This window comes from Vandammella animalimorsus (assembly GCF_002285285.1).
In the GTDB taxonomy this organism is placed as follows: Bacteria; Pseudomonadota; Gammaproteobacteria; order Burkholderiales; family Burkholderiaceae_C; genus Lampropedia; species Lampropedia animalimorsus.
Window position 1 is genome coordinate 45,947 of the sequence record NZ_NSJF01000007.1, and the last position, 15,706, is coordinate 61,652.

Consider the following 15,706-nt stretch of genomic DNA (forward strand, 5'->3'; position numbering starts at 1 on the left):
ATCACCCTTTCAGGAGAGTCTCATGAATGCTGTGGCCGCGCGCGTGCAGCTCTATGGCATTGCGCAGTGCGATACCGTGAAGAAAAGCCGCCAATGGTTTGCCAGCCAGGGCGTGGATGTGCAATGGCACGATTTCAAGAAGCAGGGGCTGGATGAGGCCACGCTGGCCGCCTGGTGTGCGCAGCTGGGTTGGCAGGCTTTGCTCAACCGCCGCGGCACGACCTGGCGCAGTCTGGATCCGCAGGCACAGGCCCAGGCCGACGGTGCGGCGGGTGCGCAGGCGCTGATGCTGGCCCACACCAGCCTGATCAAGCGCCCTGTGGTGCACATTGCGTCGGCCAGCGGTGGGGCTGCGGCGCTGAGCGTGGGCTATGTGCCCGAGCAATGGGCCGCAGCGCTGGCGGCGGCGCAATAAGGAGCCAATAGGGCGCGATTGCTCAGCCGCCGCGCTCGGGCGGCACGCTGCTGTTGATGCGGCCTGCCTGCAAAGTGTGTACGCCTGCCCAGCGCCAGGGCGGCAGCTCTTCGATGGGTTGATGGGTGCCCAGCAGCACCAATTGGCCGGGCAGTCGGCTGCGCACGGCCAGTGCGTGCCAGAGCACGCGGATGGAGCGCCAGTCCAGCGCGGCGCAGGGCTCGTCGAGCAGCAGCACGGGCCGGGGGCTGAGCAACGCGGCGCTGAGCAGCACTTTGCGGCGCGTGCCGGTCGAGAGCATGTGCAGCGGCTTGTCCAGATGCGGCGCGAGTGCAAAGCCTTCGATCAGCTCGGCGCAAGCGCGCTGCTGGCTGGGCGGGGCGTTCGTAGGCAAGGGCAGCAGTGCGCGCGCCGGCAGGGCATCGTGCTGCTGCTGGTCTGGATCCCAGTGGTGGACCAGGGCCTGCCAATGCCCGCCGGCATGGGCCGGGGCGCTGATCTGGCTGCGCCCATCGAGTGGCAGCTGGCCGGCCAGCAGGCGCAGCAGGGTGGAGGTGCCGCTGCCGGGCGCGCCGCGCAGCAGGTGCAGGCCCGGGCCCAGGCGCCAGTCGTGCAGTGCCAGCAGCGGCCCGGCTGCGCTGGGCCAGGCCCAGAGCAATTGGTGGATGTGCAGCACTGGCGCGACCCTGTCTATGGCGTCAGTGGTGGTAGGCTTGCGCGGCGCCGCGCTGCCTGCAGCGCCGCTGCCGTGCGTGCTGGATGGCCCGCACGCAGTGTTGGTTTCATTTGACTTTTGCATGATTGGGGAGTTTGCCCATGCCCACCGTCCAAGCCTGTATCGACCCGGAGCAAGATGCCCGCGTCCGAGCCGTGTTCGATGATATCCGCGCCACGCGCAAGACCGACTTCATCAACAACATGTGGCGCTACCTGGCGTTTGACCCCGATCTGCTCGAACAGACTTGGCGCGAGGTCAAGGAGGTCATGGCCACGCCCTCGCAGCTCGATCCCATGGTCAAGGAGATGCTGTACGTGGCCGTCTCGATCACCAACGGCTGCGGCTACTGCGTGCACTCGCACACGGCCGCGGCCAAGGCGCGCGGCATGACGCCGGCCCAGCATGCCGAGCTGCTGCGCATCGTGGCGCTGGCGGGCAAAACCAACCAGCTGGCGCTGGGCCTGCAAGTGCCCGTCGATGTCGCCTTCGATGCCGAAGCCTCGCCGCGATGAGCGTGCGCGGCACCCCGGGCACGCGCCGCCGCCGGCGGGTGCAGGCGGCATGGGCGGCTGGCGCGCAGTGGTGCTGCGTGGGCGTGCCCGCCGCAGCGCTCGGCCAGTCGGCGCTGGAGTTCCTCTGCCAGCGCTTTGTGCACATTGAGCGCCAGGAGTGGCTGCGCCGCTTCGCTCAGGCCCAGGTGCGCGACGTGCAGGGCCAGCCCCTGCAGCCCGCGCAGCCGCTGGCTGGCAACGGGCATATTCATTACCAGCGCGCCGTGGACGATGAGCTGCCGGTGCCGTTCGAGGTCTCGGTGCTGCATGGCGATGCCGATCTGCTGGTGGTGGACAAGCCGCACTTCCTGACCGTGGCGCCGGCCGGGCGCCATGTGCAGCAGACGGTGCTGCAGCGCTTGCGCGAGCAACTGGCGCAGCAGGCGCCGGCGCAGGCCGCTGCGCTGGCGCCCCTGCACCGCCTGGACAAGGACACGGCCGGGTTGCTGCTGCTGTCGGTCAACCCGGCCAGCCGCGATGCCTACCACGGGCTGTTTCGCGATCAGGGCATGGACAAGGAGTACGAAGCCGTGGCGCGCTGGGATGCGCGCTTTGCCACGGCTGAGCCCTATTGCCACCGCAGCCGGCTGGAGCCGGGCGGGGCGCGCTTCTTCACCATGCAGGAGGTGCCAGGCGAGCCCAACAGCCAGACGCTGCTGCACATCGTGGCGCGCGCCGGCGATTGGGCGCTGTACCGGCTGCGCCCGCTGGGCGGGCGCAAGCATCAGCTGCGCGTGCACATGGCGGCGCTGGGTGTGCCGATCCGCAACGATGCTTTCTACCCCTGCATCGACGACCCGCCGCCGGGCGACTTCAGCCGCCCGCTGCAACTGCTGGCGCGCACGCTGCGTTTTACCGACCCCATCAGCGGCCAGCCGCGCTGCTTTCACAGCCAACGCTCGCTGCAATGGCCGCCGCCTGAGCGCTGAGCGCTTGCCTGCGTGGCAAGCCGGCAGATGGACGAATGCCCTTGGCTGTGCGCAAAAGCGCTCATCCAAGGGCATATTGCTGCGCCTTTTGAGCAGGCGCTCTCAAGGCGCGGCGGCCTGTTCCGGCTCGGTGATGAAGCCGATCTTGCTCAGCCCGGCTTCGTGCGCCATGGCCATGGCGCGCATGATGTGGTCGTAGCGGGCATTCTTGTCGCCCTGGATGTGCAGTGCTGGCTCCGGCTCCTTGGTGGCGGCCTGGCGCAAGTGGGCCAGCAGCTGCTCATCCGTCATGGGTTTGTTGTCGATAAAGAGCTGGCCATCCTGGTCGATGCTCAGGCTGATGGTGTCGGGCTCGATTTTTTCCTGCTCGGTGCTGGCCTGGGGCAGTTCGATGTTCACCGCGTGCTTGATGACCGGCACGGTGATGATGAAGATGATGAGCAGCACCAGCATGATGTCGATCAGCGGCACCATGTTGATTTCGCTGAGCACGTCGCCCGAATCCTGCTCGGGGTTGGAGAAGGCCATGGCTGTTTACCCCCTGCGCTTGAGCTGCAGCACCTTGGCCGATTCGTTGCCGTGGGCCACGCGTGCGCCGGTGACATAGAAGGCGTGCAGGTCGTGGGCAAAGCCGTTGACGTGCAGCAGGAGCGATTTGTTGCCGCGCACCAGCGCGTTGTAGCCGATCACCGCCGGGATGGCCACGGCCAGACCGGCAGCGGTCATGACCAAGGCCTCGCCGATGGGGCCGGCCACGGTGTCCATGGTGGCCTGGCCGCTGGTGCCGATGGCCAAAAGCGCATGGATGATGCCCCAGACGGTGCCAAACAGGCCGACGAAGGGGGCGATGGAGCCCACCGTGGCCAGGATGGACAGGCCCGCTTGCAGCCGTGCGGTAAAGCCTTCGATGCAGTAGCGCAGATTGCGCGTGACCCAATCGCTGATGTCCAGGCTGTCGTGCAGATGGGCCTGGGTGTTGCGATGGTGGTTGACTGCGTCGCGCCCTTCGAGCGTGAGCAGCAGGAAGGGGTTGTCGGCCTGATTGCCCAGCTTCTGGATGCCAACATCGAGGCTCTCGCTGTGCCAGAAGTCTTTGCTGGCCTTGACCATGCGCTTGTAGCGCATCAGGCCCAGGCCCTTGACCAGGATGACCACCCAGGTGGCCACCGACATCAGCAGCAGCAGCACGGCGACACTGCGCCCGACGGCATCGGCCTGGTTCCAGGCGCTGACCAATCCAAATTCGGAACCCATGAATCAATACTCCTTGAAGGAAAAAGCTAAAACCAGTGGTGAAAGAGTGGTGGCGTGCGGCGCATCCCGGCGCTCAGCGCTGGAGCTTGAAGCTCACCGGCAGGATGTACCAGTCGTCAATGGGCACGCCGTTGCGCGTGGTGGGCGTGAAGCGGCCATTGCGCAGCAGGCCCTCGATGGCGGCGCGATCAAGCCGGTCAAAGCCACTGCTCTTGGCCAGCACGGCCTCCTTGATGCGGCCATTGGCGCCCACCAGCACGCGCACGCGCACCACGCCTTCTTCCCTCAGGCGCTGGCTTTGTGACGGATAGCTGATGCCGGCATTGCGCACAGCGGCGGCATTGCGGGCCTCGTGGCGCTCGATCACCGGCGCGCTGGGGGCCACGGGCGCAGCAGGCGCAGCCGGGGGCGCCGGCGGCGCTGGCGGTGGCAGCACGGGCGCGGGCGGGGCCGGCGGCGCTGGCGGCGGCGATGGCACCACAGGGGTGCGCTCGGTCACCGGTTTGGGTTTGGCCACCGGCTTGGGCTTGGGCTTTGGGGGCGGCGGCTTGGGCGGCGGCGGCTTGGGCGCTGGCGGTGGTGGAGGAGGGGGCGGCGGCTCAGGCGCCGGTGGCGGCGGCACTGGCGCGGGCGGCGTCGGGGGTTGTGGTACGGGCTCAGGCGCTGGCGGCGCTGCCACGATGAGCTGCGAGATCATGACCGCGGGCTTGATATCGTCCTTCTTGGGCGGGTTGTGCATGGCCCGTTGCACGCCCCACAGGGCGGCCACGTGCAGCAACAGCACGCCGCCAGCCACCCAGGCATAACGGCTTGTTGAAGGGGCGGGGGTCAGAAGGGGCGAAGTCATGGCGCGGGCACTTGCGGGCCACAGGCAGCGCCAGGCCAATGCCAGGGGCGCAGTGCCTGGCAACAGGCGGGACAAAGAAAAACAAGAACAGACGTGGTGGTGCCGCCACTGCGGCCATGGGCGGGCTGCTTACTTGTGCAGTACCCACCAGATAGAACCCAGAACAAGCATCAGGCTGCCTGCGAGCGAGGCGATGAGCTCCATACCAAAGACCCTCCAGAATGGGACGCGGGCTGTTGGGCACAGGTCGCATGATCGATGGCTGCGATGGGGCGGCTGGCGTGGCACTGTTGCACCAGGCTGCGGGCCATGCATTCGCAATTGCCGCATTGGGTGGCTACGCCCAGCTCGAACTGAATGTCGTCAAAATCCATGCCGGCGTGGGCGTGGCGTGCAATCTCACGGTCGGACACTCGTCGGCAGACACACACGATCATGGCTTGGCCTTTTGGCTGGCTGGTGGATGAAAAGAGGAAGCGAACGAAGATTATAAATACGAATTTTTCGCATTAGCAATCTTTGTCTTTCACCCCAGAGAAAAAAGGCTTTTGGCTGTCCGTGCAAAGGAGGGAGGAGGGCGAACAGATTTTGTGCGGGCCGCATCTGGCTGAATGGCAGGCGCTTAACATGGCAAGCGACGATGCCACATCAGAGCAACCAGGGCCAGTGTGAATAGGCCCGAACGAGACAGGACACCATCATGGAAAAACGCTTACTGGGCCAGAGCGAGCTGGCCGTTTCCCCGATTTGCCTGGGCACGATGACGTTTGGCGAGCAGGTCGATGAGGCCCAGGCCCATGCCATCCTCGACCGGGCGTTGGATGCCGGGGTGGATTTTTGGGACACGGCCGAGATGTATGCCGTGCCCGCGCGGCAGCACACCTATGGCGCCACCGAAACCATCCTGGGCAACTGGCTGGCGCGCAACCGCAGCCAGCGCCAGCGCATCGTGCTGGCCAGCAAGGTGGCTGGGCCCAGCCGCGGCATGCCCTGGATCCGCGCCGGCCAGGGCATGACGGCGGCAGACATCGTGGCCTCTTGCGAGAGCAGCCTGCGTCGCCTGCAGACCGAGGTCATCGATCTCTACCAGATCCACTGGCCCGAGCGGCACGTGCCGATGTTTGGCGCCCTGTACTTCGATCCGCAGCAGGAGCGCACGCAGACCAGCATCCTGGAGCAGCTGCAGGCGCTCGACGGCTTGGTGCGCGCCGGCAAAGTGCGCTACATCGGTCTGTCCAACGAAACCCCCTATGGCGTGCACGAGTTCGTGCGCCTGGCCGAGCAGCATGGCCTGGCGCGCGTGGTCAGCGTGCAAAACCCCTATGCGCTAACTAACCGCAGCTACGAGAACGCGCTGGACGAGACCTGCCACCGCCTAGGCGTGAGCCTGCTGGCGTACTCGCCGCTGGCCTTTGGCGCGCTGACGGGCAAGTACGACGACAGCGGCATTCTTGATGCACAGGCGCCGCGCGGGCGTTTGAGCCTGTACGAATCGGTGCAAAAGCAGCGCTGGGCGCGGCCTGAGGCGCTGGCGGCGGCGCAGCGCTACAACGCGCTGGCTCGCGCGCACGGCCTCACGCCCACCGAACTGGCGCTGGCCTTCGTCTACCACCGCTGGCAGGTGTGCAGCACCATCATCGGCGTGACCAGCCTGGCGCAGCTGGAGCAGAACCTGGCGGCTTGGCAACAGCGGCTGACGCCCGAGGTGTTGCAGGCCATCGACGCCATCCGCTGGGAGTTGCGTGACCCAGCGCAATGATGCATGCCCTGAGCCCGAGCGCCATCCACCATCAAAAAAAGCGCCTGGGCCAGGCGCTTGCAGTGTTGCCGCAGGCCTGCCGTGGGCAGGCCAACAGGCTCTTCGGTGCTCAGTCGTCAGAGGGCGAAGGCATGCCAATGGTGTGGCTGAAGCCGCCATCGACGTAGAGGATTTCGCTGGTGATGCCCGCGGCCAGGTCAGACAGCAAAAAAGCTGCGGCATTGCCTACGTCCTCGATCGTGACGTTGCGGCGCAGCGGCGAGGTGGCGGCGAAGTTGGCCAGCAGCTTGCCGAAATCCTTGATGCCGCTGGCGGCCAAGGTCTTGATCGGCCCGGCGCTGATGCCGTTGGTGCGAATGCCTTGCGGGCCGACGGCTTCGGCCAGGTAGCGCACGCTCGCCTCCAGGCTGGCCTTGGCCAGGCCCATGGTGTTGTAGTTGGGCACGGCGCGCTCGGCGCCCAGGTAAGACAGCGTCAGCAGCGAAGCGCCCGTGTTCAGGTGCGGCAGCGCGGCCTTGGCCATGGCCGGAAAGCTGTAGGCGCTGATGTCGTGCGCGACGCGGAAGTTCTCGCGCGTCAGGCCATCCAGAAAATTGCCCGCAATGGCCTCGCGCGGCGCAAAGCCGATGCTGTGCACAAAGCCATCGAATTGGCCCCATTGCGCGGCCAGATCGGCAAAAAGCTGCTCGATCTGCGCGTCATCGCTGACGTCGCAATCGAACACGAGCTTGGAGTCGAACTCGGCGGCAAATTCGCTGATGCGGTCTTTGAAGCGTTCGCCCACGTAGCTGAAAGCCAGCTCGGCGCCCTGGGCGTGGCAGGCCTTGGCAATGCCGTAGGCGATGGAACGGTTGGACAGCACGCCGGTAATCAGCAATTTCTTGCCGCTGAGAAAACCCATGGAAACACTCCTTGTCGTTGCAATGCGGGGATGGGCCGGATCACCCCTTTTTGCCGCTGCACCACGGCGCGCGGGGGCGGCCCTGCTTGTGGGGAGCGATTCTCGCACGGGCCATCCCCATGCTTGGCGGCATGCTCTGCGGTGCGCCAGCGAGAGCGCCATTGCCTACGCAATCTGCGTATGATCCGGGGGCATGAAAGCCGTCTTCATCGAATTGCCTGCATTCAGTCGTCATCGCGCCCAGTACCTGGATGACGAGGGCTTTCGCGCCTTGCAGAACGCATTGATGAAGCATCCGGAGGCGGGCGATGTGATCGTAGGCACTGGCGGCCTGCGCAAACTGCGCCAAGCCGATACGCGCCGTGGCAAAGGCAAGAGCGGCGGTCTGCGAGTGATTTATTACTGGTGGGATGGTCAGCGCCAGTTCTGGCTGTTCACCTTGTTCGACAAGGACGAAATGGACGATCTCTCTGCCCAAGAGCGGCAAGCGCTCAAACACATGCTCAAAGCCGAGTTGGAGGCCAGAAGATGAACAAACGCAATCTATTTTCCGAATTGAGCGAAGGCTTCGAGGCTTTGGCCCAGCAACGGGCCGGCAAGACCACCTTGCGCACGCACACTATGCAAGCCAAGCCGGCAGTGAACGTATCTGCCCAGGACGTCGTGCAACTGCGCCAGCGGCTGGGCCTGTCGCGCCCGATGCTGGCCCACTACCTGCGCACCAACCCCCGCACGCTGGAAAACTGGGAGCAAGGCCGCGCCCGCCCCAACGCCCAGGCGGCCGTGCTGATCAAGCTGGTAGAGCGCCACCCCGAAACGGTAAAGCTGCTGGCCGATTTGTGAATTGGGGCAGCGCAGCGCCCCGACCTCCGGTCGGGCAGAATGCCCACATGGACGATCGACTGCTTTTCTGGCCCGGCGGCGCTGGCGAGTCACTGCTGGCGGCAGCGGGGCTGCCGGCCTTTTTCAAACGCGCTTTCCCCCGTGACCAAAGGGATGCCCCGACCGTGCGCCACCGTGCATGGCGCGCGCTGGCGCGTGGCGGCGCTCTGGCCGCAGTTTTGGCTTGCGCCCTGGGCGCGGGCATCGCCCAGGCTGAGCCTTCCCACGCCTACGCGCTGTGGGGCCAGCCCCAATACCCGGCGGGCTTTGCCCATTTCGACTACGCCAATCCGGCCGCGCCCAAGGGCGGCGAGCTGCGCCTGGTGAGCAATCTGCGCACTTCCACCTTCGACAAATACAACCCCTTCACCCTGCGCGGCTCGGCTCCGGCCTATTTGCAGGCCATGCTGTTCGAGAGCTTGCTGACTGGCGCGCTGGATGAAACCTCCACCGGCTACGGCCTGCTGGCCGAGAGCGTGGATGTGGCGGCCGATCGCCTCTCGGCCACCTTCCGCATCCGCGCCCAGGCGCGCTTTCACAACGGCAAGCCGGTGCTGGCCGAGGATGTGCGCCACAGCTTCGAGACGCTCATCAGCGCCCAGGCCGCGCCCGGCTACGCCACCTTGCTGGAAAAAGTCGCCCGCGCCGAGGTGCTGGATGCGCGCACTGTGCGCTTTCACTTCAAAAGCCCGGACCGTGAGCTGCCGCTGGTCGTGGGCGGCCTGCCCATCTTCAGCCGCGACTGGGGCCTGGACGCAAACGGGCAGCGCAAACCTTTCGACCAAATCATCACCGACACGCCCATTGGCAGCGGCCCCTACCGCATCGGCCCGGTCGTCTTCGGGCGCGACATCACCTACGTGCGCGACCCCGATTACTGGGGGCGCGAGCTGGCCGTCAACGCAGGCGCACACAACTTCGAGCGCATCACCATCCGCATTTACAAGGACGCCACCGCACGGCTCGAAGCCCTCAAGGCCGGCGAGTTCGATCTGATGCAGTTTCACAGCGCGGGCGACTGGGCGCGGCGCGTCAAGGGGCGGCGTTTTGACAGCGGCGAGCTGGTCAAGGCCGAGTTCGAGCACCGCAACCCCACGGGCTTTCAGAGCTACTTTCTCAACCTGCGCCGCCCCCATTTGCAAGATGTGCGCGTGCGCCGCGCCTTGGCCCTGGCGATGGATTACGAGTGGATGAACCGCCGCCTGTTCTACGGCAGCTACCGCCGCGTCCGTGGCCTGTTTGGCAACACCCAATGCGCCGCCGAGGGCCTGCCCAGCGCCGCTGAGCTGGCCTTGCTCGAACCTTGGCGCAGCCAGATTCCGCCCGAAGCCTTCGGCCCCATGCCCGAGCCGCCGCGCACCGACCACAGCGAGCACGGCCTGCGCGAGAACCTGCGCCAGGCGCGCGAGTTGCTGGCCCAGGCGGGCTGGACGCTGCAGGGCGGCACGCTGCGCAACGCCCAGGGCCAGCCGCTGGTGCTGGAGGTGATGGACAGCAACGAAGCGGGCATCCGCACCGTCGCGCCCTGGCAGCGCAACCTGCAAAAAATCGGCATCGAGCTGCGCTTTCGCGTCGTCGATTTCGCGCTGATGCTCCAGCGCATGGACGCTTTCGACTACGACATCACCTCGCTGAACATCCAGGGCACGCACAACCCCGGCCAGGAATACGCCCAGTTCTTTGGCAGCGCCGCGGCCGATCAAAACGGCTCGGCCAACTACAGCGGCCTGAAAAGCCCGGCGGTGGACGCCCTCATCGCCCGTATGGTGCAGGCCGGCACCCAGGCCGACTACCAGGCCGCCTGCCGCGCGCTGGAGCGCGTCGTCACCGCCGAAAACGTCATGGTGCCCGCTTGGTACGCCAGCAACTTCCGCGTTGTGTACAACGCCCAGCGCCTGGCCTTTCAAGCGCCCATGCCGCCGTATGTGCAGGTGCTGGAGAACTGGGCCATAGCCTATTGGTGGCACAGGCGCTGAGCGGCTGGGCTGGCTCTGATGCCGGCGCGGCACATCGGGCGGCAAAAAGTTAGAATCACGGGTTTTTTCCGTTTCTTTCAACCCATTGGGAACCCTTATGGCAATCGAACGCACCCTTTCCATCATCAAGCCCGACGCCGTGGCGAAAAACGTCATTGGTCAAATCTATGCCCGCTTCGAGAACGCCGGCCTGAAGATCGCCGCCGCGCGCATGGTGCACCTCTCGCGCCAGGAGGCCGAGCAGTTCTACGCCGTGCACAAGGAGCGCCCCTTCTTCAAGGATCTGGTGGATTTCATGGTCTCCGGCCCCGTCATGGTGCAGGTGCTCGAGGGCGAGAACGCCATCGCCAAGAACCGTGAGCTGATGGGCGCTACCGATCCGAAGAAAGCCGACGCTGGCACCATCCGCGCCGATTTCGCCGACAGTATCGACGCCAACGCCGTGCATGGCTCGGACGCCGCCGAGACCGCCCAGGTCGAAGTGGCCTTCTTCTTCCCTGGCCTGAACATCTATTCGCGTTGATGGCCTATCCGGTGTGTCTGGATTTCTTTAGAGCCTGTTCAAAATCTCGGCGCGAGTGGGCAAGAAGCGGTTTGGGATGGGCTGCAAGGCGCAAAACGCAGCCATACGCAGCCATAGCTGGGGCTATGGCGAGGCTTTGCGGGCGCAGCAGAGCGCCCAAATCCGCGCTCTTGACCGCCGTGCAAAGATTTTGAACAGGCTCTTGGCAGACACGCCGGAACCTTTTTAGGGCTGCGCTGCTCTTTCACGGCGGCGCCGCCTGTCGGCGGCGGTGCTGATGTGCGACACTCCCGCGCATGGGCACGGGCTGTCCCTGTCGCTTGTTTTTCTTTTTCTTCCCGATGCCCGCGCTTGCGGCTCTGCAGGACTGGCATCCGGATCACACACATTAGCCAATGAGCTCTCCCGTTGCGCAGAAAGTTTCCCTGCTGGGGCTGGACCATGAGGCCCTGGTGCAATGGTGCGCGCAATTGGGGGAAAAGCGCTTTCGCGCCACGCAGCTCTACCGCTGGATTCACCAGCGCGGCGTGGCCGATTTCGATGCCATGTCCGACTTGGCCAAGTCGCTGCGCGCCAAACTGCACGAGCAGGCCCAGGTGCAGGCGCTGCCGGTGCTGGCCGAACAGGTCTCGCGCGATGGCACGATCAAATGGCTGTTCGATGTGGGCCAAGGCAATGCGGTCGAGGCCGTGTTCATCCCCGAGCGCGACCGCGCCACGCTGTGCGTGTCCTCGCAAGCTGGCTGCGCGATTGGCTGCCGCTTCTGTTCGACGGGCCACCAGGGCTTCAGCCGCAACCTCAGCAGCGCCGAAATCATCGCCCAGCTCTGGTATGCCGAGCACACGCTGCGCCGCCGTTTTGCGCGCGATGAGCGCATCATCACCAACGTGGTCATGATGGGCATGGGCGAGCCGCTGCAAAACTATGGCCAGCTGGTGCCGGCGCTGCGCACCATGCTCGATGACAACGCCTATGGCCTCTCGCGCCGCCGCGTGACGGTGTCCACCTCGGGCATCGCGCCGATGATGGACCGCCTCAGTCAAAGTGTGCCCGTGGCGCTGGCCGTGTCGCTGCACGCGCCAAGCGATGCGCTGCGCGACCAGCTCGTGCCGCTGAACCGCAAGTACCCGCTGGCCGAGCTGATGGCCGCCTGCCGGCGCTACCTGCAATACGCGCCGCGTGATTTCATCACCTTCGAATACTGCATGCTCGATGGCGTCAACGACAGCGATGCCCATGCCCGCGCGCTGGTCGAGCTGCTGAGCGGCGCGCCAGGCGGCGCTCGCCAGGACACGGGCTGGTGCAAGCTCAATCTGATACCGTTCAATCCGTTTCCCGATTCGGGCCTGAAGTGCTCGAAACCGCAGCGCGTGCAGGCTTTTGCGCAGGTGCTGCTGGAGGCGGGCATCGTCACGACCGTGCGCAAGACACGCGGCGACGACATCGACGCCGCTTGCGGCCAACTGGCTGGCGAAGTGCAGGATCGCACCCATGCGCTGGTGCGCATGCAGCGCCAGCGCCAACCTGCTGCCTTGCAGGCCGCTGTACAGGCAGCCCCGGAAACCGGCCCAGCCATGGCGCCAGGCCCGGCCTATCGTTTGGAGACCAACGCATGAAACCTCGCCACCCTCTCTGGCGCTTGCCTGCGGCATTGGCCCTGGCGGCAGCTGCCCTGGGCCTGACGGCTTGCCAGACGTCGTACACGCGCTCATCCGTGCCGGTGGCCACGCCGGGCGCAGCAGCCGCAGCATCCGAGCCCGATGCGCAGCGCGCGGCCAAGGTGCGCCTGGAACTGGCCTCCGAATACCTGCGCGCTGGGCGCAGCAGCGTCGCGCTGGAGGAAATCAACCACGTGCTGTCCATTGCGCCCCACATGGTCGAGGCTTACATGCTGCGCGGCATGATCTACGCCGATCAGCACAACTTTGCCGCCGCCGAGGCCGATTACGCGCGCGTCATGCGCGAGCGCGGCAATGACCCCGATGCACTGCACAACTACGGCTGGATCCTGTGCCGCCAGGGCCGCTATGCCGATGCTGAAGGCTACTTTGATCGCGTATTGGCCGTGCCGGGCTATACCGCTTCGGCGCGTACGCTCATGGCCAAGGGCCTGTGCCAGCAAAGCGCTGGCAAGGCCGGCGCGGCCATGGCCACGCTGCAGCGCGCCTATGAAGTTGATCCCAACAACCCCATCGTGGCCTACAACCTGGCCAGCATGCTCTATCACGCCGGGCGCGTGGCTGATGCACAGACCTATTTGCGCCGCCTCAATGGCTCCGACCTGGCCAATGCCGAGACGCTGTGGCTGGGCATCAAGGTAGAAAACGCTCTGGGCCGGCGCGATCGCGTGCGCGAACTCGGCAGCGTGCTGGCACACCGTTTCCCGAACTCGCGCGAGTTCGCCCTGTATGAGCGTGGGGCTTTCTATGAGTGATTACGAATCAGCCCGCACAGCGGCGTCGGCCGACGATGCGGCAGCCGATGAAACTGCCATGGCTGCAGCCCAGGACGAAGCGCAGCTGGACGGGCAGGCCATGCCTGGCTTGAACAAGCCCTCGATTGAGTCCTTCAAAACCCCGGGCGGGTTGCTGGCCTATTACCGCATGGAGCGCGAGGTCAGTCTGCCCGAGCTGGCGGCCGTGCTGAAGGTGCCGGTGGACAAGCTCCAGGCGCTGGAGCGCGACGACTACGCCATGCTGCCCGACATGGTCTTCACCCGCGCGCTGGCATTGAGCATCTGCCGCTTGCTCGGCGCGGATGCGCAGCCCGTCATGGCATTGTTCCCCAGCGCCCATGCACCACGTCTGGCGCGTGACTCCGATGGCCTGAACCGAACCTTCAAGGCCACGGAACAACCCGCGTTGGGCGGGGAGCGCAAGCCGCCATCTGCGGGCATTCCACGCTCGGCCTGGGTGCTTGGCGTACTGTTGCTGCTGGCTGCTCTGGCGGTCTTTTTCTGGCCACAGATTCAGCAGCGCCTGGGCTGGGCGACTTCGGGCGAAGCCTCGGGCATGTCCGAGGCAGCGGATGCGCCCAGCACGGCCGACGGCCTGCGCAGCCAGCCGCTGCACATCCCTGGCCTGAATGCTGGCGCTGGGGCTGAGCCGCGCTCCGCCCAGGCGCCGGAAGAGCCCGAGGACAAGCCGGACGAAGAGGACAGCAGCGCGTCCGCTGCGCCTGCAGGCCCTGGTCAGGCTGGTGCCGACACGGCCGCCGGGCAAGCGTCTTCGGCGGCTGCGCCAGCCACTGCCAATGCCGCCGCCGGGGCGGGCGAAGCCACCGCCGTCGCAGCGCCGGCGCACACCTTGCACATCCAGGCGCAGGAGTCGGTGTGGATCCAGATTCGCGACGCCTCCAACGCCATCCTGCACCAGAGCACGCTGCCCAAGGGGCGTGAAATCGCCATCACCAACGAGCCACCGCTGCGTGTGGAAATCGGCCGCGCCGATGCCGTCAAGGTCACTGTCAAGGGCCAGCCCTTCGACCTGCAGCCCTTTGCGCGTGGCAATGTGGCGCGCTTTGAGGTGTCGCCGTGATGAGTGCGGCGCAGGCCACGCCCATCGCACTGTCCGAGCCGCGCCCGCACCACTCCCTGCAGGCGCAGGTGCGCTGGGGCGAGCACGTTGTCACCATTGGCGGGGATGCGCCGGTGCGCATCCAGTCCATGACCAACACCGACACCGAGGACGCCATCGCCACGGCCATCCAGGTCAAGGAGCTGGCTCAGGCCGGCTCGGAGCTGGTGCGCATCACCGTCAACACCAACAAGGCCGCCGAGGCCGTGCCGCACATCCGTGAGCAGCTCGACCGCATGGGCGTGCATGTGCCGCTGGTGGGCGACTTCCACTTCAACGGCCACAAGCTGTTGAGCGACTTCCCCGACTGCGCCCAGGCCCTGTCCAAATACCGCATCAACCCCGGCAACGTGGGCAAGGGTGCGCGCCACGACATCCAGTTCGGCCAGATGATCGAGGCTGCGCTGAAGTGGGACAAGCCCGTGCGCATTGGCGTGAACTGGGGCAGCCTGGATCAGGAGCTGCTGGCACGCCTGATGGATGAAAACCTGCAGCGCGCCCAGCCCTGGGACACGCGCCAGGTCATGTACGAAGCCTTGATTTCTTCAGCCATCGACTCGGCGCAAAAGGCCCAGAAGCTGGGCATGGCCGCCGGGCAGATCGTGCTCTCCTGCAAGGTCAGCAGCGTGCAGGACTTGGTGGCTGTGTATCGTGAGCTTTCGCGCCGCTGCAACTACCCGCTGCACCTGGGCTTGACTGAAGCGGGCATGGGCGCCAAGGGCACCGTGGCCTCGGCTGCGGCGCTGTCGCTGCTGCTGCAAGAAGGCATTGGCGACACCATCCGCGTCAGCCTCACGCCCCAGCCGGGCGAGGCGCGCACGCAGGAAGTCGTGGTCGCCGCTGAGATCCTTCAGGCCCTGGGCCTGCGCACCTTCGTGCCCAGCGTCACCGCCTGCCCGGGCTGTGGGCGCACCACCAGTACCACCTTCCAGGAGCTGGCCAAGCAGATCGACGATTTTTTGCGCGCGCAAATGCCGCTGTGGCGCGCGCGCTATCCGGGCGTGGAGAACATGAAGGTGGCCGTCATGGGCTGCATCGTCAACGGCCCGGGCGAGAGCAAGCACGCCGACATCGGCATCAGCCTGCCCGGCAATGGTGAAGCGCCTTCGGCCCCTGTCTTCATCGATGGCGAAAAAGCCATGCACCTCAAGGGCGAGGACATTGCCCAGCAGTTCCACCGCATCGTCAGCGAGTACGTGGAAAAGCGCTACGGCACGGCCACGGCAGTTTGAGCCTCTGCAAGCTTGGGGATCGGCAAGAGAGTCGTGGCCCGCTCGCTGGCATTTTCTCTGCCTGTACCGAGACCATGAACAAGCGCCAGCGCAGACGACAGACTTGGTAACATCGCGCCCGTTGTGCTGGCCGCTGCTTGGCAG

At 66.0% G+C, this 15,706-nt stretch carries 18 protein-coding genes; 12 read left to right on the forward strand and 6 right to left on the reverse strand.

The genetic code is table 11. From position 1 onward, the window contains the following. Positions 1-22: 22 nt before the first annotated feature. The gene (locus tag CK620_RS12240) at positions 23-415 is read left to right on the forward strand and encodes an ArsC/Spx/MgsR family protein (RefSeq protein WP_095550537.1); all 393 of its coding nucleotides are present in this window, start codon (positions 23-25) and stop codon (positions 413-415) included. 22 nt (positions 416-437) lie between these two features. Here the strand turns inward: CK620_RS12240 and CK620_RS12245 are convergent, their stop codons facing one another. Further along, positions 438-1,091: an ABC transporter ATP-binding protein gene (locus tag CK620_RS12245; RefSeq protein ID WP_179290652.1), complete on the reverse strand. Its 654-nt coding sequence runs from the start codon at positions 1,089-1,091 to the stop codon at positions 438-440. A 140-nt stretch (positions 1,092-1,231) separates the two neighbouring features. Here CK620_RS12245 and CK620_RS12250 point away from each other — a divergent pair, with 140 nt between their 5' ends. Continuing rightward, positions 1,232-1,645 carry a carboxymuconolactone decarboxylase family protein gene (locus CK620_RS12250; RefSeq protein WP_095550539.1) on the forward strand — a complete coding sequence of 138 codons (414 nt, stop codon included), beginning with the start codon at positions 1,232-1,234 and terminating at the stop codon, positions 1,643-1,645. Then, positions 1,642-2,613 (forward strand): pseudouridine synthase, encoded by a 972-nt coding sequence (locus tag CK620_RS12255; RefSeq protein WP_095550540.1) that lies wholly within the window; start codon positions 1,642-1,644, stop codon positions 2,611-2,613. The genes CK620_RS12250 and CK620_RS12255 overlap by 4 nt, the downstream gene beginning before the upstream one ends. Before the next feature lie 102 nt (positions 2,614-2,715). Here CK620_RS12255 and CK620_RS12260 read toward each other — a convergent pair whose 3' ends face one another. The 4 genes from CK620_RS12260 to CK620_RS12275 all read right to left on the reverse strand — a co-directional run bounded on the left by CK620_RS12260 (position 2,716) and on the right by CK620_RS12275 (position 5,151). Further along, positions 2,716-3,141 (reverse strand): ExbD/TolR family protein, encoded by a 426-nt coding sequence (locus CK620_RS12260; protein WP_095543559.1) that lies wholly within the window; start codon positions 3,139-3,141, stop codon positions 2,716-2,718. Positions 3,142-3,147: 6 nt separating this feature from the next. Further along, positions 3,148-3,867, reverse strand: coding sequence for a MotA/TolQ/ExbB proton channel family protein (locus tag CK620_RS12265; RefSeq protein ID WP_095550541.1), 720 nt, complete (start codon positions 3,865-3,867; stop codon positions 3,148-3,150). 73 nt (positions 3,868-3,940) lie between these two features. After that, positions 3,941-4,714 (reverse strand): energy transducer TonB, encoded by a 774-nt coding sequence (locus tag CK620_RS12270; protein WP_095550588.1) that lies wholly within the window; start codon positions 4,712-4,714, stop codon positions 3,941-3,943. A 170-nt stretch (positions 4,715-4,884) separates the two neighbouring features. Further along, entirely contained in the window at positions 4,885-5,151 is a 267-nt protein-coding gene (locus CK620_RS12275) for a (2Fe-2S)-binding protein (RefSeq protein ID WP_095543069.1), read from the reverse strand. A 263-nt stretch (positions 5,152-5,414) separates the two neighbouring features. On the opposite strand from CK620_RS12275, the gene CK620_RS12280 reads away from it, so the two are divergent. After that, positions 5,415-6,473 carry an aldo/keto reductase gene (locus tag CK620_RS12280; protein ID WP_095550542.1) on the forward strand — a complete coding sequence of 353 codons (1,059 nt, stop codon included), beginning with the start codon at positions 5,415-5,417 and terminating at the stop codon, positions 6,471-6,473. Between the two features lie 109 nt (positions 6,474-6,582). On the opposite strand, the gene fabI is transcribed toward CK620_RS12280, so the two are convergent. After that, positions 6,583-7,374: an enoyl-ACP reductase FabI gene (fabI, locus tag CK620_RS12285; protein WP_095550543.1), complete on the reverse strand. Its 792-nt coding sequence runs from the start codon at positions 7,372-7,374 to the stop codon at positions 6,583-6,585. Between the two features lie 193 nt (positions 7,375-7,567). On the opposite strand from fabI, the gene CK620_RS12290 reads away from it, so the two are divergent. From CK620_RS12290 to ispG, 8 genes are all read left to right on the forward strand, one after another. Then, positions 7,568-7,906, forward strand: a complete 339-nt coding sequence (locus CK620_RS12290) for a type II toxin-antitoxin system RelE/ParE family toxin (RefSeq protein WP_095550544.1) — start codon at positions 7,568-7,570, stop codon at positions 7,904-7,906. After that, positions 7,903-8,217 carry a helix-turn-helix domain-containing protein gene (locus tag CK620_RS12295; protein ID WP_095543072.1) on the forward strand — a complete coding sequence of 105 codons (315 nt, stop codon included), beginning with the start codon at positions 7,903-7,905 and terminating at the stop codon, positions 8,215-8,217. The genes CK620_RS12290 and CK620_RS12295 overlap by 4 nt, the downstream gene beginning before the upstream one ends. Before the next feature lie 164 nt (positions 8,218-8,381). Then, entirely contained in the window at positions 8,382-10,232 is a 1,851-nt protein-coding gene (locus CK620_RS12300) for an extracellular solute-binding protein (RefSeq protein WP_420894227.1), read from the forward strand. A gap of 97 nt (positions 10,233-10,329) precedes the next feature. Beyond that, positions 10,330-10,755 carry a nucleoside-diphosphate kinase gene (gene ndk / locus CK620_RS12305; RefSeq protein ID WP_095540730.1) on the forward strand — a complete coding sequence of 142 codons (426 nt, stop codon included), beginning with the start codon at positions 10,330-10,332 and terminating at the stop codon, positions 10,753-10,755. A gap of 395 nt (positions 10,756-11,150) precedes the next feature. After that, entirely contained in the window at positions 11,151-12,371 is a 1,221-nt protein-coding gene (rlmN, locus tag CK620_RS12310) for a dual-specificity RNA methyltransferase RlmN (protein ID WP_095550546.1), read from the forward strand. Then, on the forward strand, positions 12,368-13,189 hold the full coding sequence (gene pilW, locus CK620_RS12315) for a type IV pilus biogenesis/stability protein PilW (protein ID WP_095550547.1): 822 nt from the start codon (positions 12,368-12,370) through the stop codon (positions 13,187-13,189). The genes rlmN and pilW overlap by 4 nt, the downstream gene beginning before the upstream one ends. After that, positions 13,182-14,291: a helix-turn-helix domain-containing protein gene (locus CK620_RS12320; RefSeq protein ID WP_179290653.1), complete on the forward strand. Its 1,110-nt coding sequence runs from the start codon at positions 13,182-13,184 to the stop codon at positions 14,289-14,291. The genes pilW and CK620_RS12320 overlap by 8 nt, the downstream gene beginning before the upstream one ends. Then, on the forward strand, positions 14,291-15,562 hold the full coding sequence (ispG, locus tag CK620_RS12325) for a flavodoxin-dependent (E)-4-hydroxy-3-methylbut-2-enyl-diphosphate synthase (RefSeq protein WP_095550549.1): 1,272 nt from the start codon (positions 14,291-14,293) through the stop codon (positions 15,560-15,562). The genes CK620_RS12320 and ispG overlap by 1 nt, the downstream gene beginning before the upstream one ends. Positions 15,563-15,706: the final 144 nt, after the last annotated feature.